The sequence below is a fragment of the Rhizobium sp. SJZ105 genome (assembly GCF_007828365.1).
GTDB classification, from domain to species: domain Bacteria; phylum Pseudomonadota; class Alphaproteobacteria; order Rhizobiales; family Rhizobiaceae; genus Agrobacterium; species Agrobacterium tumefaciens.
In genome coordinates this window covers 117,935-139,739 of sequence record NZ_VIUP01000008.1, presented here as the reverse complement: position 1 = coordinate 139,739, position 21,805 = coordinate 117,935, and the positions used below count along the sequence as shown (strand labels likewise).

Annotated in this window: 18 protein-coding genes; 5 read left to right on the top strand and 13 right to left on the bottom strand. The window is 58.0% G+C overall.

Translation table 11 applies throughout. The features are described from left to right. Positions 1-219 precede the first annotated feature (219 nt). Together FB593_RS20925 and FB593_RS20920 are read left to right on the top strand one after the other, a co-directional pair. The gene (locus FB593_RS20925) at positions 220-1,983 is read left to right on the top strand and encodes an ABC transporter ATP-binding protein (protein WP_004431101.1); all 1,764 of its coding nucleotides are present in this window, start codon (positions 220-222) and stop codon (positions 1,981-1,983) included. Positions 1,984-2,057: 74 nt separating this feature from the next. Beyond that, positions 2,058-2,837 carry a 2-keto-4-pentenoate hydratase gene (locus FB593_RS20920; protein ID WP_145166884.1) on the top strand — a complete coding sequence of 260 codons (780 nt, stop codon included), beginning with the start codon at positions 2,058-2,060 and terminating at the stop codon, positions 2,835-2,837. A gap of 145 nt (positions 2,838-2,982) precedes the next feature. On the opposite strand, the gene FB593_RS20915 is transcribed toward FB593_RS20920, so the two are convergent. Together FB593_RS20915 and FB593_RS20910 are read right to left on the bottom strand one after the other, a co-directional pair. Further along, positions 2,983-3,933, bottom strand: a complete 951-nt coding sequence (locus FB593_RS20915; protein ID WP_111799944.1) for a bile acid:sodium symporter family protein — start codon at positions 3,931-3,933, stop codon at positions 2,983-2,985. A 208-nt stretch (positions 3,934-4,141) separates the two neighbouring features. Then, positions 4,142-4,942 (bottom strand): hypothetical protein, encoded by an 801-nt coding sequence (locus FB593_RS20910; protein ID WP_004431094.1) that lies wholly within the window; start codon positions 4,940-4,942, stop codon positions 4,142-4,144. A gap of 138 nt (positions 4,943-5,080) precedes the next feature. On the opposite strand from FB593_RS20910, the gene FB593_RS20905 reads away from it, so the two are divergent. Continuing rightward, complete coding sequence (locus FB593_RS20905; RefSeq protein WP_004431093.1) at positions 5,081-6,148, top strand: linear amide C-N hydrolase; 1,068 nt, start codon at positions 5,081-5,083, stop codon at positions 6,146-6,148. 32 nt (positions 6,149-6,180) lie between these two features. Here FB593_RS20905 and FB593_RS20900 read toward each other — a convergent pair whose 3' ends face one another. The 4 genes from FB593_RS20900 to FB593_RS20885 form a co-directional block, all read right to left on the bottom strand. Next, entirely contained in the window at positions 6,181-7,137 is a 957-nt protein-coding gene (locus FB593_RS20900) for a hypothetical protein (RefSeq protein WP_145166883.1), read from the bottom strand. Positions 7,138-7,236: 99 nt separating this feature from the next. Next, complete coding sequence (locus FB593_RS20895; RefSeq protein ID WP_145166882.1) at positions 7,237-8,922, bottom strand: ABC transporter permease; 1,686 nt, start codon at positions 8,920-8,922, stop codon at positions 7,237-7,239. Then, positions 8,919-10,004: an ABC transporter ATP-binding protein gene (locus tag FB593_RS20890; protein WP_112154292.1), complete on the bottom strand. Its 1,086-nt coding sequence runs from the start codon at positions 10,002-10,004 to the stop codon at positions 8,919-8,921. The genes FB593_RS20895 and FB593_RS20890 overlap by 4 nt, the downstream gene beginning before the upstream one ends. A 117-nt stretch (positions 10,005-10,121) precedes the next feature. After that, the gene (locus tag FB593_RS20885; RefSeq protein WP_112154184.1) at positions 10,122-11,114 is read right to left on the bottom strand and encodes an ABC transporter substrate-binding protein; all 993 of its coding nucleotides are present in this window, start codon (positions 11,112-11,114) and stop codon (positions 10,122-10,124) included. Between the two features lie 294 nt (positions 11,115-11,408). Between FB593_RS20885 and FB593_RS20880 the strand changes: the two genes are divergently transcribed. Continuing rightward, entirely contained in the window at positions 11,409-12,542 is a 1,134-nt protein-coding gene (locus FB593_RS20880) for an ROK family transcriptional regulator (protein ID WP_004431088.1), read from the top strand. Positions 12,543-12,633: 91 nt separating this feature from the next. Here the strand turns inward: FB593_RS20880 and FB593_RS20875 are convergent, their stop codons facing one another. The 6 genes from FB593_RS20875 to FB593_RS20850 form a co-directional block, all read right to left on the bottom strand. After that, on the bottom strand, positions 12,634-13,428 hold the full coding sequence (locus FB593_RS20875) for an inositol monophosphatase family protein (protein ID WP_186447944.1): 795 nt from the start codon (positions 13,426-13,428) through the stop codon (positions 12,634-12,636). Next, positions 13,416-14,312: a glycerophosphodiester phosphodiesterase family protein gene (locus FB593_RS20870; protein WP_111801957.1), complete on the bottom strand. Its 897-nt coding sequence runs from the start codon at positions 14,310-14,312 to the stop codon at positions 13,416-13,418. The genes FB593_RS20875 and FB593_RS20870 overlap by 13 nt, the downstream gene beginning before the upstream one ends. A gap of 47 nt (positions 14,313-14,359) precedes the next feature. Then, positions 14,360-15,223, bottom strand: a complete 864-nt coding sequence (locus FB593_RS20865) for an ABC transporter permease (protein ID WP_013762394.1) — start codon at positions 15,221-15,223, stop codon at positions 14,360-14,362. After that, complete coding sequence (locus FB593_RS20860) at positions 15,223-16,077, bottom strand: ABC transporter permease (RefSeq protein WP_060642645.1); 855 nt, start codon at positions 16,075-16,077, stop codon at positions 15,223-15,225. The genes FB593_RS20865 and FB593_RS20860 overlap by 1 nt, the downstream gene beginning before the upstream one ends. Next, complete coding sequence (locus tag FB593_RS20855; protein WP_111784047.1) at positions 16,077-17,117, bottom strand: ABC transporter ATP-binding protein; 1,041 nt, start codon at positions 17,115-17,117, stop codon at positions 16,077-16,079. Before FB593_RS20855 ends, FB593_RS20860 begins: the two co-directional genes overlap by 1 nt. A gap of 85 nt (positions 17,118-17,202) precedes the next feature. Beyond that, the gene (locus tag FB593_RS20850) at positions 17,203-18,432 is read right to left on the bottom strand and encodes an extracellular solute-binding protein (RefSeq protein WP_145166881.1); all 1,230 of its coding nucleotides are present in this window, start codon (positions 18,430-18,432) and stop codon (positions 17,203-17,205) included. Positions 18,433-18,577: 145 nt separating this feature from the next. Between FB593_RS20850 and FB593_RS20845 the strand changes: the two genes are divergently transcribed. After that, complete coding sequence (locus tag FB593_RS20845; protein ID WP_065688625.1) at positions 18,578-19,726, top strand: ROK family transcriptional regulator; 1,149 nt, start codon at positions 18,578-18,580, stop codon at positions 19,724-19,726. Positions 19,727-19,783: 57 nt separating this feature from the next. On the opposite strand, the gene FB593_RS20840 is transcribed toward FB593_RS20845, so the two are convergent. Beyond that, positions 19,784-21,766, bottom strand: coding sequence for an acid phosphatase (locus tag FB593_RS20840; RefSeq protein ID WP_145166880.1), 1,983 nt, complete (start codon positions 21,764-21,766; stop codon positions 19,784-19,786). Positions 21,767-21,805 lie beyond the last annotated feature (39 nt).

Below are 21,805 nucleotides of genomic sequence, written 5' to 3'. Positions count from 1 at the left end.
AAGCAAAATGTTGACAGTCTGTCCCCGCCGCACTATTTGCTAGCGCAACGAGACAGCACGCTATCGCGGATTAGAACTCGATATGAAAGCCAGTACGATGGCGTAATAAGAGGTATGTATATTAACTAGCAGAAAGAGGATCGCGAAAATCGCCCCTCAAGACCGCGGTATATGCATTTTCGAGCTATCTCAGTGTCGACACCAAATAAGGATTTTTCTGTGATCGGATCGTTTTTGTCGCCGAACGACAAGAAGTTGCTGGCGCGACTATTCAAAGAGAACTTTAAAAAACATGTCGGCTGGTATTCTGTCGCGATCGCCGCAATGTTGGTGGTCGCCCTAACCACATCGCTTAGCGCCTGGATCATGCGCGATATCGTCAACAGCGTCTATCTCAAACGCGGCTTCGACGTGGTGCTCGAGATTGCGTTTGCGGTTGCATTAATTTTTATCGTCAAAGGTTTGTCAACCTTCGTGCAGAGCTATTACCTGAGTAAGGCAGGAAACAGCATTGTTGCGGAACAACAGCGCAAGATATATGATCGACTTCTGAAGCAAGGCGTGTCTTTCTTCCAGAATATGCCGTCATCCGAGTTGCTTGTGCGTGTAACATACAATGCGCAGGCAGCTCGCAGTGTAATTGATACGGTCGTCACGTCCTTCGTACGAGATCTATTTTCTCTATTGGGCCTGATCATTGTTATGTTCGCCCAAAATTTTCTTTTAAGCGCGATCTCTATGATCATTGGTCCACTTGCCATTTTCAGTGTCCGATTAGTTTTAAGACGCGTACGATCAATTATGGAGGCGGAACTGGCTTCCATTGGCGAGATCGTCAATGTCGTTCAAGAGACCAGTATCGGCGTTCGCGTCATAAAGGCGTTTTCACTCGAAAATCTCATGCGTCAGCGCATGAACAAAGCTGTTACTGACGTTGAACATCGGTCAAACGGCATCGCGAAGCTCGAGGCCGCTACTAGCCCAATAATGGAGACGCTTTCAGGCCTCGCTATTGCGGTCGTTATAGCCGTGTCCGGGTACACCGTACTCGAAAAAGGCGGTTCACCTGGCGATCTGATGGCCTTCATTACAGCGCTGCTTCTTGCTTATGAACCTGCAAAACGCTTGGCGCGTATGCGTGTTCAGATTGAAAGCGGCATGATCGGCGTGCGGATGATGTTCGAGGTTCTTGACGCCCCCCTGACGCTCACCGAAAAGAAAGATGCCCAGCCTCTTCCCAAGGCGAGCGGCAACGTGGAACTGAAGAATGTCAGCTTCGAGTATGTTTCTAACCAACCGGTTCTGAAGGACGTCAGCGTGCTGTTCGAGGGTGGCAAGATGACCGCGTTGGTCGGGCCTTCCGGTAGTGGAAAGTCGACCATCATCAATCTTATGATGCGCCTTTACGATCCGCAAAACGGTTCCGTTGAAATCAACGGAATGGATTTGCGCGACGTTTCCTTCGCCAGCCTGCGCGAGCATGTTTCTTACGTCGGCCAGGAAACCTTCCTGTTTTCAGGAACTGTGAAGCACAACATCTCAGTTGGGCGTGACGATGCGACCGAGGAAGAAATCATTGCCGCCGCAAAGGCTGCAAATGCTCATGATTTCATCATGAAGATGCCGAACGGTTACGATTCCAAACTGGGCGAAAACGGTTCTGGCCTGTCGGGTGGTCAGCGGCAGCGCGTCGCAATTGCCCGTGCGATGCTGAGGGACGCCGACATATTGATCCTCGACGAGGCAACAAGTGCGCTTGATTCCGAATCCGAGGCTCTCGTCCGCGATGCGTTGGAACGACTGACGCTTAACAAGACGTCGATCGTGATCGCTCACCGGCTTTCGACCATCAACCGCGCCGACAAGATCGTCGTTATGGATAATGGCGAGGTCGTGGAACAGGGAAGCCGGCGTGAATTGCTAGAAACCGACGGTCTTTACAAGCGCCTGCACACCATACAGTTCGACGCCGACGTTGCATAATTCAACGCAGATCGGGCAGGCTGCTCTCCGCCTGATCGTCTGCTGGGCAAATAGCAGCAGGGATGATGACGGGAATGACGGCGATCGAAAAACTGGCCCAGGACCTTGTGAAAGCAGGCCTGGACAGCACTAAAATTCCGCTGGCGACGATTGAGGCGGATGGTCTCGTTCCCGGTAGTCTTGAAGATGCCATGGCCGTTCAACGCGCTTTCGTTGAAGCTTCAGGCAAAACGGTGGGGGGCTGGAAGCTGGCGATCCGGCCGGACGGGAACGCGGTTGCTGCGCCGATGGTCGATTGTTATGGCGTCGATGAGGATAACGTCGCGTCTTTTACGGGAAGAGACGTTGAAGGCATCGAGGTGGAAATCTGCTTCACCCTCGCCTCCGATATTCCTGCCCCAACGACGTCCCCGTTCAGCAGAGCCGATATATTAAAGCATATCGACGCCGTTCACCTCGGTGTCGAGCTTCTCGGCTACCGGTTGGTGGAAAAGAACCAGGTCCCCTTCCCGCTTTTTCTGGCGGATCGCCTTGCCAATCGCGGATTTGTTCTCGGGCCGGAAATCAACGCGGCAATCGTTGCTACCTTTGCCGACAATACCGGCGATCTGCCGCATCTGACGGTGACCGAAGGCACAGATATCCGTTTCGATGCGGTGGTGAAACACCCAAATACCGACCCACTCGCCCCGCTCGTCGCCTTCGCCAATTCGCCCCTCAACAGGGATGGAACGCTGAAGCGCGGACAGATCGTCACCACCGGCAGCCTTTGTGGTGCGATAACAAGCAACCTTGCCGCCGACACCTATATCGATATGAAACCGGTCGGGGCTTTCACACTTTCATGCTCTTGATCGTCGCCTTCGGCCATCGACGCGGATAGTGCTTCCGCGTCGATGGCGATTTTGGTCGAGGCGTTGCGGACCTGCAGCGTCATATCCCGAAGAACCTCTTCGGGCTGCTTCACATCCCCCGTCGGCCAATCTTCGTCCGGCGATCCTATCCGGCTTTCGTCGTCGCCGTCGTGTCCACCCGGCCCGAAAACCAGTTGGCCAGCAACGCGCCGGAGATATTGTGCCAGACGCTGAAGATGGCACTGGGCACAGCTGCGAGAGGCGAGAAATATGCCGTCGCGAGAGCGGCACCGAGACCGGAGTTCTGCATTCCCACCTCGATGGCGATTGCCTTGCGCTTGGCGAGGGAGAGACCGGTCGCCTTCGCCGCAAAATAGCCAAGCAGATATCCAAGACCGTTATGGAGAACCACGACGGCAAATATCATCAGTCCAGACTGGGCTATCGCACCTTTCGATGCGCCGACAACCGCCGAAACAATCAGAACGATGCCGATCACGCTGACAAGCGGCAGCGCAGGCACAGCCGCCTTGACGACGTTCGGCAACAGCTTCTGCAAGGCGGCTCCAAGCGCCAGCGGGACCAGCACGACCTTGACGATGCTCAGGAACATTGCCCAGCCATCGACAGGCAGGAACTGGCTGGCGAACAACCACACGAGGAAGGGCGTCACCAAGGGAGCAGCAAGCGTCGTCACTGACGTGCAGGCGACGGAAAGGGCGACATCGCCCTTCGAAAGATACGTCATGACATTGGACGATGTGCCGCCCGGGCAGCAGCCAACCAGGATGACACCTGCTGCCACTTCCGGTGGCATCGGGATTAGCAGGGTCAGCAGCACCGCAAGTAACGGCATGATGAGGAACTGGCCGAGCACCCCTATGGTGACATCAACAGGGCGCTTCACGACTTCACGAAAATCGTCGACCGAAAGCGTGAGCCCCATGCCGAACATGATGATCGACAGAAGCGTAACGATCCACGGCGCAATCTGCTTGAAGGTTTCTGGAAAATAAAAGCCGAGCACGGCAAACAAGATGACCCAGACCGCAAAGGTTCTTCCCACGAAAGCCGAAACGGCTGCCAGCGATTTCATGTCTATACTCCCACAATGAACATGAGACCCCGTCTAGTCGGCATGGTCGCTGTGTCAAGGTCACGCGAGACGGTCAGTGGTCCATGCGCGGATGAGATCAGGACGAGCCCCAACAAACATCAGTGCAAAGCGCGGACGCAGCGGGCGAAGTGCATCTTCACAACCACAGGCGGGTAGACCGCACAGGGTGTGCGTCGGGCGTAAACCGTCAAAACCTGTAGGTCAGCCCGACAACAGGGCCACTCAGCCGCGAATCGAAGACGTAGCCGTCATGCGAATAATCGACATCAAGCACCTTGTAGCCGGCCGAGACAGAGAGTGTATCGGTAAAGATGTAGTTCACCGTCGCCAGGGCCGACCATGTCAGATCCGATCCTGCGCCAAATCCGCCGATGTCTACCTGACCCTGAAGTGAAAGCCGGTCCGTCACGCCAAAAAATACCCTTGCGCCGATGACTGGATCCACCCAGCCGAAGTTTTCCTTATGGGTTGCCGACACGCTGCCGATCAATGGGTGACTGGCCGTAACCGCGACCTCGTTGGAAATATGCCAGAAGCGTGCACCCGCCAGCGCATCGAGCGTGAACCCTTCCGTATCCACCATCCGATACCCGGCCTGCAGCGTTGCCATGAATTCCTGGGTGTCGACATCAGCGTTGATGGCCGCCCCCGGGGGCAGCGTCGGCAAGCCGGGAATTTGCAGGGCCGGCAAAGGGCCGGTGGCCTTGCTGTCGGTCGTGTCGACATACATCAAGTCGCCGGACAGAACGAAGCGGTCGTACCGCCCCCAGATATTAACAAATCCCCCGAAGTTGAGATCATCCATGACGTCGGAAAATGATTTCTCGACGTGAAGCGTCGGCGCACGCCGGAACGGTGAAATGTTGCCGTTCAACCCGGTTGCCCACAAATAGCCCGTGACCTGAAGCGCCCAATCGGGTTGATCAACTCCCGCGGGAGTGAAACTCTGCGCATCCGCACCTAAGGCCAAGCTTGCGGAAAAAACCATAACGGTCGAAAAAATAGATAATTTTAGCAAAGGCTTACCCCCCGTCCGGCACCGAAGGTAAACCGATTTGACATCCGGCAACAAGTCCGATTTTCTATCATACGCTGCAATCGCGCCGCGAGCACCGGAGGATGCACCATGCGACTGAAGACCATTCCTTTTTTGTCTGCCTGCACCGCTACCGTTTTTTCCATTGCCACGCTTGCGACATCGGTGGCTGAAGCCTGCACACGGTTCGTCTATCTGGGTGAAAACGACCAGGTCATGACTGCCCGCTCCATGGACTGGAAAACAGATGTTGGCACGAACATCTGGGTCTTTCCGCGCGGAATGGAGCGATCTGGCGAGGCCGGGCCGAACTCGGTCAAATGGACCTCGAAATACGGCAGCGTCATTGCCTCGGGCTACGATATCTCCACCACGGATGGCATGAACGAAGCTGGCCTTGCCGCCAACGTGCTCTGGCTGGTCGAGTCGAGTTACCCAGCCTATGATGGCAAGTCTCCGGGACTGTCCATTGCGGCATGGGCGCAATATGTACTCGACAATTTCGCCACGGTCGGCGAGGCCGTCAACGCACTCGAGAAGAACCCCTTCACGGTGGTGACGGACAGTGTGCCGGGGGAAGAACGTCTCGCAACGCTGCATCTATCGCTGTCGGATGCCAGCGGCGACAGCGCAATCGTTGAATATATCGATGGCAAACAGGTCATTCACCACAGCCGCAAATACCAGGTGATGACCAATTCCCCGACTTTCGACAAACAGCTGGCCCTCAACGAATACTGGACGCAGATCGGGGGCACGGTGATGCTTCCCGGCACGAACCGGGCATCGGACCGATTTGCCCGCGCAGCATTTTACGCCAATGCAATCCCCAAAAGCGAAGACCCGGTCGAGGCAATCGCCAGCGTGTTCAGCGTCATCCGCAACGTCTCGGTGCCCTATGGCATAACCACCCCCGACCAGCCGAACATTTCTTCAACGCGCTGGCGCACGGTGATAGACCACAAGCGAAAGCTCTATTTCTTCGAATCCGCTTTGACGCCGAACATCTTCTGGATAGACATGACAAAGCTCGACGTCTCGAAAGAAACAGGCTCCGTGAAGAAACTCGACCTGGGGCCAAATCAGATCCACATTTACTCCGGCATGGCGAACGACAGGCTGAAGGACAGCAAGCCTTTCAAATTCCTCGGACTTTGAGAGTGCCGCGGCGACGGCGCCGCACCCTGCCCTTACCAGCCATTCAGGCAGACGACCGTCCTGTCATCGCTAAATTCGGTGCTTGTCGAGCCTTTTACCGAAGGATAGTCGGCGAGTTTGTGAAAATCTGCCGCCTCGACGCGGTCAAATTCCGCTTCCCAGTCAGCGACATCGGTTCCAGCCGGCAGAGACAGATAACCGTCGGAAAAGATTTCAAGGCTTACAAGCTTGTCCTTGGCGATGCTAAGATCGACCGTCCCATCTTCTATGACCGTTCCGCCATTGACCGAGGCGTATCCCAGTACGTGTCCCTGCCTGTTTGCGAATTGCGGCTGGACGCGAATTCCTCCCATCAGGAATTCCTCGACCGCTTCGATATCGCTCTCAAGGCCGCTCATGCGGGCTGCGGCAATGACAACATTCTCCGCCTCCTGCGCAGTCATGATGCCGTTTTCGACAGCGGAACGCAGGCCGGAAAAGATGGTCGCACGCGTGCGTGCCTCGGCTGCATCACCATCCCCCATAACGGCAAAAAGCTGTTTGAAGACAAGGATGCGCGCCGATGTACTTACCTTGTCTATAAGCTTGGCATGCTGCAGCAACCGGGAGCCGTTGATACGCACACCGGAATCGCCTGCCAGAAGCAGGCGGAAACTGTCTCCCAGGTCGGCAACAATTGCCAGGGTTGTCGACGGTGGATGGCTGGCATTGATGCGCTCGGCCTCCTGCTTCAAGATATCGCTGATGTTCTGAAAAAGCTTGGGCGCGGCAATTGTTTCCAGTGTGCCATCGAGGCCCATTTTCGCCACGGCATTTGCCGCAGCAAGTGCTGCGATACGGCCCGAGCTCAACCCGCCGTAACTTGCACCGGTCGGGTCGGTCGCACCGTCAAAAACGGCCAGAACCCGTCCCGGTATGATCAGCGCCACATCGTCCCCGGGCGTTGCGGCGTTTTTGTATTTCGATTGCGAAAAGCTCGCGATATTCATCGTCGTGTATTCCTTGCAGAGGGAGGCTGGGCAGAGGGAGGCTGGCGGCGACACGTATGTCGCCGCTCCTGCAGGCTTTTGGTGAGGGCTGGTATGGTTTCAGACGAAAGAGGCTTCTTTGTCTTCCGAGAGGCGGAACACGATGAAGACGCAAAGTCCGGTGCTGACCAGAAGAACGGTTGAAAGTGCCGCAGCCGTGCCAAACTCGCCGTCAATCACCTGAACATAGATGAGAACCGGCATGGTGATCGTTCGTGCCGTGTAGAGGATCAGCGTCGAGGACAGCTCGTTGATAGCCGTTATGAAGCTCATCAGCGAACCGATGATGAGACCGGGCAGCATCAGCGGCACCGTCACCGACACGAAGGTCTTTGCCGGCGAAGCCCCGAGATTGACCGCAGCCTCCTCGATGGACGGCTTGATCTGCCTGAGGATCGATGTCGTGGAGCGGACGCCGTAGGGCAGCCGGCGGATAAACACCAGGACGATGATGATGAGCGCCGTCCCCGTGATGTCAAACGGTGGATAGCGGAACGTCGTAACGTAGCCGATAGCCATGACAACGCCGGGAATGAGGTAAGGCACCATCAGCAGGAGATCGAGCGAGCCGGAGACCGCATTGTCGCGTCGCACCACGATGAAGGACAGCAGGCCGGAAACAATCGCAATCAGTACCACGGCAGCCAGTGCAAACGTGAAACTGTTGGCAATCGCCTGCGGTGAATCACGAAGGATACGGGCATAGCTGTCTAACCCGAAGCCGCCGGTAAAGACGGGACCGCTGGTTGCGAGGAAGGAGGTGTAGATGACCGTGAGCGACGGCAGCATGGCGAGGAAGACGACCAGATAGCAGAAGCCGTGCACGATGAACGACTTCAACGGGCGCATGGACTGCTTTACCGGCCTGTTGGTCAGTGAACTGGCGTAACGGCGCTTGGCGAGAATGTGCCGCTGCAACAGAAGTGCCGCCATCGAAATTGCAATCATCACCATGGAAATCGTCACCGCCATGGTTGGCGTACCGGCCATTTCGGAGGTGTATTGCGCATAGGCGATGGTCGAAAGTGTTCTGATGCCCTTGCCGAGGATTGCAGGCGTTCCGAAGTCGGCGATGGAGAGCACGAAGCAGATGATCGCGCCGGTGCTGACTGCCGGAAAGACCAGCGGCAAGGTGATCTTGCGGAAACGCTCGAACGCCGTGCAGCCGAGATTTTCCGCCGCGTCCTCATAGGACTTGTTGATGGTGTTCAGCGCGTTCTCTGTCATCAGGAAGATGTAAGGAAAGAACTTCAGGCTGAAGACCATCACGATGCCCGGGATACCGTAGATCGTCGGCAATGAAATGCCGGCGAAGGACAAGAGATTGGTGACCGCGCCGTTGGCACCGAACAGCATAATCCAGGCATAAGCACCAATGAACGGCGGTGCGCACAGAACCAGAACCGCGAAGGTGGCAATGAAAGTGCGCCCCTTTATGCGATAACGGGAGGTGCAAAAAGCAAGCGGAATACCGAGAAGGCAGGCGCCCAGCATGCCCAGCACGCCGATCAGAAGCGTATTCCAGAGTGCGACGGTGTAAAAACGTCGCGTGAACACTTCCGCATAGTTGCTGAGACCGAACGCACCGGTTTTGGCATCAAAGAAACTGATGAAGAAGACGCTGAAAATTGGCAGGATCAGGAATATCGCCAGCAGGATGACGGCAAATACCGTCACGCTTGTCCAAAAACCTGGCAGTCGCAGGCGGAAACCGCCGGGAGTTGCAGTCGCAATCATATCCGTCATGACAGGCGCTCCCCGGTTACGCCCTCGCCGAACAGCTTCGCATCGGCCGCGCGCCAGGAGAAAGTGGTCTTCTGGTTGGGCTGCAGTGCAATGATCTCAGGCGATGGCTTGGTGATCGCCTCGATTTCCTCGCCCGACGAGAGAACGGCTGCAACGTTCATCTCACGCCCCGTGAAGCTGACCAGTCTTATGGTCACGGGCAGTTCGATGCGCTCGTCACCATCGATCGCGGCAGGACCGACAGAAATCGCCTCCGGGCGGATGGCGGCGACGATCTTCCGCTGCGGGGAAATCGCATCCGCCTGCGGCAATGCGACCTTGTGGCCGGAAATGAATGTATGCCCGCCCTCACGGTCAAGCGTCAGGAAGTTGTTTGCGCCCACGAACGACGCGACGAAGCGGTTGGCGGGATTGTTATAGACTTCCCAGGGTGGTGCAGCCTGCTGAATGACGCCGCCATACATGACGCAAACCAGATCGGACATGGCAAGCGCCTCTTCCTGATCATGCGTGACATAGACGGTGGTGATGTTCATGGCCTGCTGGATTTCACGGAGTTCCCGGCGCAGGTCCACGCGAAGTTTGGCGTCGAGGTTGGACAGCGGCTCGTCCATCAACAGCACTTTCGGGTTGATGACGAGTGCGCGCGCAAGACCCACACGCTGCTGCTGGCCGCCGGAGAGTTCGTGAGGCATACGCTTGGCATAGGGAGCGAGCTGCACGACATCGAGAATCTTGCCGACCCGTTCGCGGATCTCGGCTGAAGACGCCTTGCGCTGTTTCAGACCGAAGGCAATGTTGTCAAATACCGAAATATGCGGAAACACCGCATAATCCTGAAAGACCATGCCGACATCGCGCTTGTGGGCGGGCACATGTTCGATCGCCTGTCTTTCGATACTGATGCTGCCGCTATCCTGCTGGTGAAAACCGGCAATCGTGCGCAAAAGGGTCGTCTTGCCACAACCGCTGGGTCCAAGAAGCGTAAAAAACGATCCGGAGGGAATGGAGATGTTGATGTCGGAGAGGGCAACGACATCCCGGTAACTTTTCTTGATGCTGGTAATTTCTACGGCGGCCATGTGCTGCTCCATGACATATCCTGCGCGGCACGCGACCACGGTGGACGGAACGAAAATGCTGTTGTGAAAGAGGTAAGCAGGGGACGGCTGCCTGACGCACCGCCCCCGGCAATGTTCTTACTGGACGTCGAGCAGGATCTCGTTCCACTTTTCCATCAGACGCGAGCGGTTGTCCGCAGCCCACTTGAAGTCGTACTTTGCATCCGGAACATCGGACAGCGGAACGAGCGCCGAATTTGCAGGAACATCGGTTCTGACAGAGCGACGACCGGCTTTCACCACGACTTCCTGCGCTTCCTTGGAGACGATGAAATCGATGAAGGCCTTGCCGTTTTCGGCGTTCGGCGCACCCTTGACGAGCGCCATGCCGTCAGGCGCGATTGCCGTGCCTTCTTTCGGATAAACGATCTCTACCGGGGCGCTGCCAAGCTTGTAGCGCAGGGCGGCGTCTTCGAGCGTGATACCTACCGCCTGCTCGCCATCATTGACGAAACGCGGAACAGCGCCTGAAGAGGTAGAAAGAACGGAGTTGCCGAGAATGCCGGTATAGACCTCCCAGCCCTTCTCTTCACTATCGAAATCCTGCAAAACCGTCGCCATCTGGATATAGGCGGAGCCGGACTGATCGGCACGGGCCGAGGAAATCAGACCCTTATATTCAGGCTTGGCAAGATCGGCCCAGGATGTCGGAACCGGCGCGCCTTTCAGCGCTTCCTTGTTGACGATGAAGGCCGTAACGACTGCGGTAAAAGGAACCCAGTTGGTGCTCGGCGAAAAGACAGGGTTGATCGATGCTGCCTCGACAGGCTTGTAAGGTTCGAAGAGGTCGGCGGAAAAGTCGATGACGGTGCCATCAACACTCCAGATCACGTCGCCAGCCGCCTTGCCGCTTTCCGCCTTGATGCGGTTCATCAGCTCGCCGGAACCGGCTTTGACAAGCTCGACCTTGGTGCCGGTCTTCTTTTCAAACATGGGCAGCAACTCATCCATGAGCTGCTGCGGCGCTGCCGAATAGACCACGACGGTACCTTCGGCATGGGCGAAAGCCGCACTGGCAAGGAAAGTTGCGCCAGCAACAAGGCGCGCGAAAATAGTGCATGATTGACGCATAAAGGGTGCTCCGTTTTTTTGTTCCCTGACTGGCAAGGCAGTACGACATAATTTCTTATTGATTTTGCGTGTCGCTACCCGCCGTCTGTTATTTATTTTCTTTACGTAAATTAATTAGTCAAGCTGCAATTTATCGTGAATACAAAAATCCAATATCCGTCTGAAATAACTCAACATTTGAAGACAGCCGCGCTTAATCTTCGAACCTGAAAAGTCAGGACGTTCCGGAAAACAAGGTGCACAGCCCCTGAAATTGCGCTAATCATCCGACTTAACTTCTCGTGGGAGACCTGGTTGATCGACCTCGGCTACAATGAACGGCGTCTGCTCGAAATCCTGCGCGGCAAGGGAGGCATGTCGCGCATCGAACTGGCGCGCGAAATGGATGTCTCCGCACCGACCCTCACCCGCCTGACGGCCAATCTTCTGGAATCCGGCCTGATCCTGGAAGCCGAGGAAGCGCGCAGCGACGGCAAACGGGGGAAGCCATCCACTGCCATCGAGATCAATCCGAACGGACTTTTCACGCTCGGGGTCTATTTCAACCCGGACGATCTGCGTGTCTGCCTGGCCGATCTCAACGGCACGATCAGGCAGGAAATCAGGTCCGAGCTTGAGGGACACAGTTTCGAGCATATCATGGAGATGGCCGAGACGGCCGCCCGACAGGTGGTTGAAAAGGCCAAGATCAAAAAGAAGGATGTGCTAGGCTGCGGCATCAGCTTTCCAGGCCACTTCAAACGTGATCGAGGCCATGTCTTTCGCATCAAGCAGTTCGAGAGCTGGCGCGACATCGACGTGGACAAGGACTTCCAGCCCTATTTCGATTTCCCGGTCTTTCACGAAAATGACGGCAATACCGTCATCCTCTCGGAGCTGTATTACGGAGCGGGTCGAAGCATCCGCAATTTTGCGATGATCTGGCTGACATACGGCATAGGCGGCGCCGTTGTGGTTCAGCGCCATCTCTATCGCGGCACGAACGGCAATGCCGGCGAGTTTGGCGGCCTGTTTCCCAAATCCCATCCACGTCCCTCTGGACAGGACCTTTGCGACACGCTGGCCGCCCACGGAGTGGGCATCCGGCGTTTGAAGGATATTGATGAAAGCTATTGCGACCACCCCGCCGTGGTTGCCTGGCTGGAAAGGGCGACCGACCAGCTTCGTCTGCTGGCGCTGACGGTTGCCCGGACGATGGATCCCGGCGCCATCATTTTTGGCGGATCGCTACCTGACTGGGTTCTTGAACACATCGTGCAGCGCATCGGCTCGCTGGAAATGCTCGGCGAAGACTTTTTCGTCGAGCCACCTGAAATACGCAAATCGATGATGAGCGACCTGCCCCATCTCGGTGCCGCCAGCATACCGATCTACCGCGCCACAACGCCCAGCTATTATTCCGGCCGGGCGCTGAAGGGTTGGGCATAACCACCAGTCGTCAGAGTTTTTTCGGTCCAGTTGCCGGTGGAAGGCGCCGGGTGTCTGGATCTCTCACCCGGCACCGGTTTTTATGGAAATTTCAGGCAAGTTCGGCCGGGACCAATTCCGCGATCTCAGGCCAGAGCGTCTCCGTCACGGCCATCAATTCAGGCGTTGCGGCGGCAACCCAGGGAATGCCGGTTTCGCCGCGCGTTCCAATCCGCACGTCAAGACCCGCCTCCCTTGCCAGAACAACGCCACCGGCGATGTCCCACATGGTCGTCAGTTTTTGCAGATGGCCATCGAAGATACCGCGCGCTGCAAAAACCAGTGAAATCGAGGTCGAACGGATGGATTCCACCACCCAGCCCGCATGCCTCAAGCCGACATTGAGCGCCGCCACCTCCGCGGCATCGGCAGACGCGCTGTCACCGAGCGACATCACCTGCACTTCCTTAAATGGAACATCGCGCGCAAGCGGCTTGCCGTTCAGCAACAACCCTGTTCCTTCGGCAGCCGAATAGATCTCCTGGAAGACTGGCATGGCGACGACCCCGATTTCCGGGACGCCGTTGCGCACGAAGCCCAGCGAGATGCCCCAGAGTGGTGAGCCGCGAAGGAAGTTTGCGGTGCCGTCGATGGGATCGATGGTCCAATAGGCGTCATCTGCGATCCCGCCCATCTCCTCGCCGAGAACGGTTTCACCCGGAAATGCCGCCGCCAGCCGGTCGCGCACCAGCCTTTCAACCGCGGTATCCGCTTCCGAGACGAAGTCCTGAAAACCCTTGGTGCGGGTGGCGATGCTGCCGCGCGCTTCGAAAAAGCGAAGGGCAAGCCCCATCGCCTCCTCTATGATGCCGGCTGCACGCTCGAGGCGCTGGTTCATCGTGTCCATGACCTGCCCGTCTCGCCTGCATCAGCCTTCAGCCAGCCCGTGAAGGCCTCGACTTCATCCGTCTGGATTGCACCGACGCCGACCTGCGCCAGTGCGCCCCACACACCTTCTGCATCGGAAAGTGCGCGCGTGTCGTTGAGATCGAGGCAATGGGAAACGTCGAGCGTGTTGATCCAGAGGCGGATATTCTGACGCTCCATTTCGGCGCGGCCTTCGACCAGATCAGCGATATCGGTAAATTTTACCTCGATCATCGGCGCGCGCAACGCTTCGATGCGGCGCAGATCCTCGGCAAACTTGCCCTTTCTCACCGGAAACATCGGCATATGCGGGATTTTGCCGAACCAGTCGGTATCCAGCACATCGAAATGCTCGGCTTCAGGATCGATATCGGTTTTCACCAGAACCTGATCCTCGACACCGAGGCGCAGTACGGTTTCCATGACCTGAGGCAGGTCACGGGTGAACTTGGTATCGATATTGACGGTGATTTTGCCACGCGCCTCTTCCAGCAATTCTTCCAGCGTCGGTACGCATTCCTCCGTCACATCGGCTGCATCGCCGCCAGCACCTGCCTTCAGCCGTGCGGAACGGACGACATCAAAGGCCAGTTCGCTCACTGTCCCCCGCCCCGTCGTCGTGCGGTCGAGCGTCTCGTCGTGAATGACGACCAGCCGGCCATCGGCTGTCGCCTGCGTGTCGATCTCGATCATCTCCACACCGGCAGCGACCGCTGCGCGAACCGAAGCCAGCGAATTTTCAGCGGTCGCGGTCCAGAACCCACGATGGGCGATGGTGAGGATCGCGGGATTGTCGCGCGAGCAGAGGGCGAGAACATTACACGGATTGGAGACTTTTCGTTGGGCTGCAAGGGTTTGAGGCATTTTTTTCACTTTCGGATGTTGCGTTTACCGGAGTTGGGTTGCCCGGATCAGATTTTCCCCATGCCCGCCGCCATCAGGTCGTCACGCAGAATGCGGCCGGCGATGATGAAAACGACGAGTGCGGGAAGAAGCAGGATGAAGGAGACGATGGAGGCGAGCGGGATCTGCATCGAATAGGGGTCGAGATACATGTAGAGCTTGATCGGCAGCGTCTGCACGACAGGCGCACCGACGATGAAGGACTTGTCGAATTCCTCGAAGCTGCCGATGAAAGACATCAGGCCACCGGCCAGAAGGCCGGGCACCGCAAGCGGCAGGATGATGTGGATGACGATGCCGACCGTTCCCGCGCCGAGCGAACGGGCGGCATGGATCAGGTCGTCGGGAATGGTTTCGAGCGTCGCCGTCATCAGCCGTATCATCAGCGGCAGCGTGCCGACGATCTGCACAAGGATGACCCCGGTCACCGAATAAGCGAGACCGAAAAGAAGAAACACCTGGCCGATGCCGACAGCGACGACCAGCCCCGGAATGATGATGGGGGCCAGAATGAAGATCTCCACCAGCCGTTTCAGCCGGAAGGGAAAACGGGCCATGGCCCACGCGGTCGGCAGTGCGATCGCGGCCGTCGAGAAAGTCACGACGATGGCGATGAGGATGCTGTTGACGGCGGCCTGGATGAGGCTTGCATCGCCAAGAATGCTCGCCCAGCGCGTGGTGGTGTAATCCTTCGGCACCACCAGAGGCGGCGTCCATCCATCGGCAATGCTCCACAGGAACATCAGCACCAGAGGCACGGCGATAGCGAGCGCCAGCGCGGTAAAGAGCCCGATGGAGACAAAAATCCGGTCGTCCGGCGTGAAGGTGCGGCGGCGGGTCATGGTGACAGGTTCGAGGGCAATGGCGCTCATTATGCGTCTCCTCGGGTTTGGCCGGGGCCGATGCGGGATGTCAGGGAGTAATACAGAAGCAGGACGGAGACCGCGAAGAGGCTCAGCACCATGCCCATGGCATAGACCTGATTGAACCGCCCCTGATTGAACTCCGTGACCATGAGAACCGAAAGCGGCCGGGCAGTGGGCGGACCGACAATATCGGGAATGGCGTAGGAACCCATGGAGCCGATGAAGGTAAGAAGGATGGCGGCGGTGATGCCTGGCATCGCGAGCGGAACTTCGACGAACAGAAAGGTCTTCAGCCGCGAAGCCCCAAGCGTGCGCGACGCGTAACGGATGTCCTCCGGAATGGCGGCAAAGGCACTGGTGATGATCAGCGTCATGAAGGGTATCTGCTTCCAGACACTGGCGAGAATGACGCCAATGCCCCAGTCGTCACGCACGAGTTTGGGCAACTCAAGCCCGAGCGGCGCGACCAGCCGGTCGAGAAAACCGCCCCTTTCGAAAACGACGATCACCATCAGGCCAACGATAATGCCGGGCACCGCCATCGGCAGCTTGTAAAGGCCGCTGAACAGCTTGCGGCCAAGAAAGCTTTTGCGGATCAGAAGCGCCAGCGGCACCGAAGCCGCAAGCGACACCATCACCGGCATGACACCGTAATAGATGGACGTCGTCAGGCCGCGGATCATCGACGGACGTGTGAAGATCCGCTCGTAGAACATCAGCGTGAAGCTGCCATCGTCCTGCCTGAAGCTGCCGATTAGCGCCGAAAGCAGCGGACCGCCGAAGAAGATCAGCAAATAACCCACCCCCGGCGCAAGCAGGACCAGAAGCTGGGCGCGCCTGTCGCGAAGCACCCCGCGCATCACGCCGCCTCCCCTGCCAGCCCGTCATCGAGCAAATGCACCGATCCGGGAAAACGCAAGGCGACCCTGCGTCCCGCATCGATAAGATTTTCCGCACCGGACTGGCTGATCTTGATCTGGTGGCCGCCGATTTCGACCGTATAAAGCGCATTGGCGCCCATGAAGGAAACGGCAGAGACCGTGCCGGCACCCGCCTCGTCGGCGCTGATGTGGATGTTTTCCGGACGAACCGAAATCTGTGCGGAGCCGGCAGCAGTCGCATCCAGCGTTACGGACTGCTCCCAGGGCAATTGCGCCTGCCTACCCTCAGCCAAAACCGGCAAAAGGTTGGTCTGCCCCAGAAAACCGGCAGTAAAGGCGTGTTTGGGCGCACGGTAAAGTTCGAGCGGCGTTCCCACTTCGACGACGCGGCCGGCATTCATCACCACGATCCGGTCCGACATCGCCATGGCCTCGGCCTGATCATGCGTCACATAAAGGCTGGTCGCGCCGATCCGGCGGTGAAGTTCAGTCAGTTCATGACGCAGCGTGTCGCGGAGCTTGGCGTCGAGGTTCGAGAGCGGCTCATCGAACAGCAAGAGGCTTGGCTGCATGACAATGGCGCGCGCCAGCGCAACGCGCTGCTGCTGCCCGCCGGACAATTGCCGCGGCATGCGGTCCACCAGGCCGGCAAGATTACAGATTTCAAGCGCATGGGCGATGCGGCGCGCGCGCTCATCCTTCGGGACCTTCTTCATCTTCAGGCCGAAGCCAAGGTTTTTGGCAACCGACATATGTGGGAAAAGCGCATAGGACTGGAATACCATGGCGATGTCGCGCGCTTCCGGCGGCGCCTGATCGATACGCTTGCCGCCCAGCCGGATTTCGCCTCCCGAAGGCTGGCTGATGCCGGTGAGGATGCGCAAAAGCGTGGACTTGCCGCAGCCCGAGGGGCCGAGAATGGTGACGAATTCGCCCCGCTCGACAGTGATCGACACGGGATGAAGCGCCCGGCTCAAACCGTAATCCTTGCTGATATTGCTGATCTCGAGTTCACTCATGGCGAGGCTCCCTCATGGTTTCGACCAAGGCTCCCGGACCGTTTGGCGGTTTCCAGCCCCACGGTCCGGTCGATCCGGGAAGGTGTTACTGGTTGAGCACTTTTTCATCGAGCGCTTCGGCAAGGGCCGTCGACATGTCCCAGAACGCGGGAACCGACAGGCGCGGATAAACGCTTTGCGGCAGAACATGCTCCTGTACGGCTTTGGGCATCAGGTCGTTGGTGACATCCGCCCGCGGAGACCGCGAAGCCTTGTTCTCCAGCTTCCAGAGCTGGAACTCCTTGCTCATCGCCATATCGATGAGAAGCAGGGCGGACGCGACGTTCTTGGCATTTGCCGGCACGAAAATGGCATCGCCCGAGCCGACCTGGCCTTTTTCCAGCAGCGTGACGCGGAAGCTTTCCGGCAGCTGCTTGGTGCCGAGGAAGCTCATGACCTGGTCTTCCCAGACGGTGCCCATGTAGAGCTGCTGGTTGTTGATCAGGTTGAGCGTGTCGGCGTTGCCGTTTGTCAGTTCAGCCACGGCAAGAAGACGATGGTAATAATCCCAGACCGGCGTAAGGCACTCGGACGTCATTGCCCAGTCTTCGGCCTGCTGCAGCGTCTGATTATAGTCGGTAAGCTGCTTGCGGCAGTCGCCGGTGAGATAATTGAGCGCCACCGAATAGATGAAGCCGCCGCCGGAGCCGCCCTTGGCTGGCAGGGTGACTCCAAGGCGCTTCGGGTTCTTTTCAGCCCAGACGAGAAGATCGTCGAAGCTGTTCGGCACGTCTTCGGCTTTCACGAAGGCGGAATCGTAACCGAGGGCGGTCTGGTTGAGATGCACCAGAGGGAAACTGCCGCCATGCGCCTTGCCGAAAACGGTCTCGGCCAGTTCCGGATTGTAATTGGCCATGTTGGGCAAGATCTTCGTCAGCGGAATATTGCCGACGACGCCCTTGGAAGACAAAAGCGGATAACCGCCACCGCCAGCGAAATAGGCGTCGACGGGTGAATCCTGCCCAGCCGCCTGCACGGCGATGAGCTGCTGGTTCGCCTGATCACCCTTTACGTCGCTATAGGTAACCTTGATGCCATATTTGGCCTCGAACCGGGTGATCAGTTCTTTCCACGTATCCGCGAAACTGCCGGCAAAATTGTACATCGTCACCGTGCCTTCCGCTTTGGCAGCGGGAACGACGATGTCATAGAAATTTTCGCGCGTGACCTTCGACAGATCGAAGTCGAGGTTCTTCATGTTGGTGTCCGCCGCAAGGCAAGGCGCTACCGTCGTCGCCAGCGCAAGCGCGGCGATCGCAATAAATTTCATGCTCATTGAATGGTTCCTCCTGGGGATCCGTTATTGACCGGCTTCTTATTACTACACTCTAAGTGTATTATTTGTGACAGTCCAGTGAAAAATGCCGTCCCCGGTGCGCGGCCCGAGTTGCGAAGGCCTTGTGCAGCCGCTATCCAAGGCCATGACAACAGATAAGACACCGCGCCAGACCTTCGACCGCCAGCCGCTTGCCAGCGAGAATGAGCGCCTCATTCTCGATATCGTGCGCCGCCACGGCCCCATTGCCCGTGCAACAATCACCGGTCACACGAACCTGACGCAGCAATCCGTGCATCGGTTGATCGAAGGTCTGCTGGAACGCGGCCTTTTGCGTACCGGCGCACCGCTTAAAGGAACGCGTGGCCAGCCGAGCCCGACCATTGAACTGGTGCCTGAGGCGGCCTATTCGCTCGGAATTTCCATCAACACTGACTCCGTGGTGATCTGCATCGCCGATTTCCGCTGCATGGTGGTTGTCGAAGAAAAATTGCGGATGCTTCCCAGCGATCGCGAAATGACGCTTGCCGCACTGTCGCTCGCTCTGGACCGGTTGCTGGCGGACCACGGCATCCCGCGCGAACGCCTGCTCGGCCTCGGCTTTTCCATGTCGGGATTTTTTGTGTCGGAAGATCGGGCGTTCAACGCGCCGGAACCATTGCGCGACTGGTCGCTGATGGACCTGAAACCGATCCTTGAAGAGAAATTCCGTCTGCCGGTCTGGCTGGAAAACAACGCAACCACCGGCGCGATCGGCGAAAGCCTTCGCGGTGTGGGACTGTGGTGCCAGACCTTCGCCTATCTATCCTTCAACTATGGTTTCGGCGGCGGTCTCATTCTGGGAGGTCAGCCATTCTACGGTTTTCACGGCAATGCCGGTGAATTCAGCGGCATCTTCAACCCGGATGAAGCCGACAGGCGGCCGGCGCTGCAATATCTGATCGCGACGCTGCAGAAACACGGGAGCGAGATAGATTCGATCGAAGCGCTCTATCAGCATTTTGACCCTGCCTGGCCGGGCGTCGAGGAATGGCTTGAGCGGACCATGCCGCAGGTGGACCGGCTGGTGGCGAGCCTGATTGCGGTACTCGATCCACAGGCGATCGTCTTTGGTGGACAATTGCCGCGCGCACTCGGCCGGATGATGATCGAACGTGTACACATGCCCTCGCAACGCGAACACCGTTACGGCATCGGCCCGCAGGAAGCAAAACTGGTGCTCAGCGAGACAGAAGGCGATTCCTCGGCACTCGGCGCCACATTGCTGCCGCTCAGGATCCGTTATTTCCTGTAACCAGGGTCGGCCGGGCGCGGCGATTAAACCGCGCCCGCAAAACCTCGGCCTCGCAGCCTATTCGACCACCACGGACAGCGCCGAGCCGGTATAGACCGGCCGCACCTTCACATTGCCCGCGTCGATCGCAGCGAAGGTGCCAGTCAGGCCGTCTGCGGCGATGACGTTGAAGCGCTTGCCGGCAGCGGGTGCGGCGCCATCGAAGACGAGCCGCAGGGTTGCACCATCAAGCGTCGCGTTGCCCTTGACCCGCAGCGGAGCCTTTTGCGGATCAAGCGCCAGCGTGCCGCCCGTCTGGGCATAATCGCCGCCAATGACGATGTCACTGTCGCCGTTCAGCAAAAGCGTTCCGCCGGAGACAAGCACGCCGCCTGTACCAAGCGCATTGGCGGAGGATGCCACAAGCGTTCCGTCCTGCAAGACGGTGCCGCCGCTATAGCTGTTGGCGCCGGTGAGCGTGAGCGCGCCACTGCCGGATTTGACGAGACGCCCTGCCCCGACAATATCGTTCGTCCAGCGGTCAGCCGCATTGAACCCGCCGGCTGCAGCATCCATCGTCACGTCGACATCGCCGTTAAAGGCACCATAACCGGCAGCGGCGGCCACCAGATTGATCCGGCCCCAGCCATTGCTGTCGTCAAGCAGCGGATAACCGGCCTCGATACCAGTGGAGAACAAGACGGCGCGGCGTTGCGCGGCATCGAGATAAGGCAGGCGTGTCTCCAGCAGAACCTCGGCACCCTTCGGCACCACCATGGGCGCATCGCCAACGGTTTTGTCGCGGCTGAAGGACATGGTCATACGCCGGCGATAATCAGCCTCGTTGGTCGCGGCATCCGCAAAAGGGTCTACATCCGGTTTCGCGCTATGGGCAAAGTCGATCAGGGACTGTCCCGCTGGTAAGCGTTTGGCAAAATAGGCCTGCAATTCATCATGCGCGACCTTCTTGAGATCGGCGTTTTTCGGATCCTGCAGAATAGCCGCGGCTATCGCGGTGGCCGTAATGCGGCCGCCGATCACGTCGACTGGCGAATGCATCCCCGCAACGATACGGCTTTCGCCGAGCTCGGAAGCGGCCGTCAGCAATTCGGAAAACCGCTCCGGCACAAGGTAAGCATAAGTGATGGCGGCGAGATAGGCGGCATTGGTGTGACCGCTCGGAAAGCCGCCATCCTTGCCGCGTCCACGGTTCTCGCGCGCATATTTGAGCGCGGGCACAATGACGCCGGGATCGGTTTCGTAAGTTTCAAACTTGCGGTCGCCGATAGTCTCGGTGCCTGTCTCTATCACCTCGCCCTTGGCATTCATGCGCCATGGGCGCGGCGTGGAATAGAAATATTTCGCTGGCGACGTCGTGCCTTCCGGGCCACGCATTACCTTCATGAGGGCCACGACGTCCTTCAGCTCGGAATCGGCCGCTCCAGCCTCGGTGCCCTTGTCCTCTTCCTTGCGCGTGATGACCTCGTTCGGATCGAAATCCGCCAGGGTGTGGTTGATGGTCGTCGTCGCGCCCGCGCCTTCGCGATACCACGGAGCAAGCGGCCCCATCCCGTCGATCATGCTGTAACCCTGCGAGCGGCGGTCTTTCATATAGGCGTTCAAGGCCGCGGCGGGGGTGCGGTTCTCACCGGTTACGGAAAGCACGTAACGCATGTTTTCCTGCCACACAGCGGGATTGACGGCCTTCACATGGCTGAAATCGGCAGGACCGTCGCCATTGGCGCCGCCATCCGCCCATTTTTCATCGCCCAGCGTCCAGATGCGATTAAAACCCGAGAGGATTTCGATGACGGGATTGTCGCGGTCGTCATAGGCACGGACGTCTTCGCCCTTGGCATTCTTGCCAGTCTGGTTGCGATAGGTATCGGAAAGCGGCAGCGGATATCTTGCTGCGGGTTCGGGTACCGTGATGGCATAACCCTGACCTGCGGGTTGAGTGCGCTCGAATGCCTGTGCGTTCGGGACAAGAACCAGCAATGCGACGGAGGCAAGCAAGGCCGACCGCACGAACGGAAAAGACGACATCTTCAGTTTAGCCATGACGAATCCTATGATTTCAGCGGATGACGCGTGACGAAG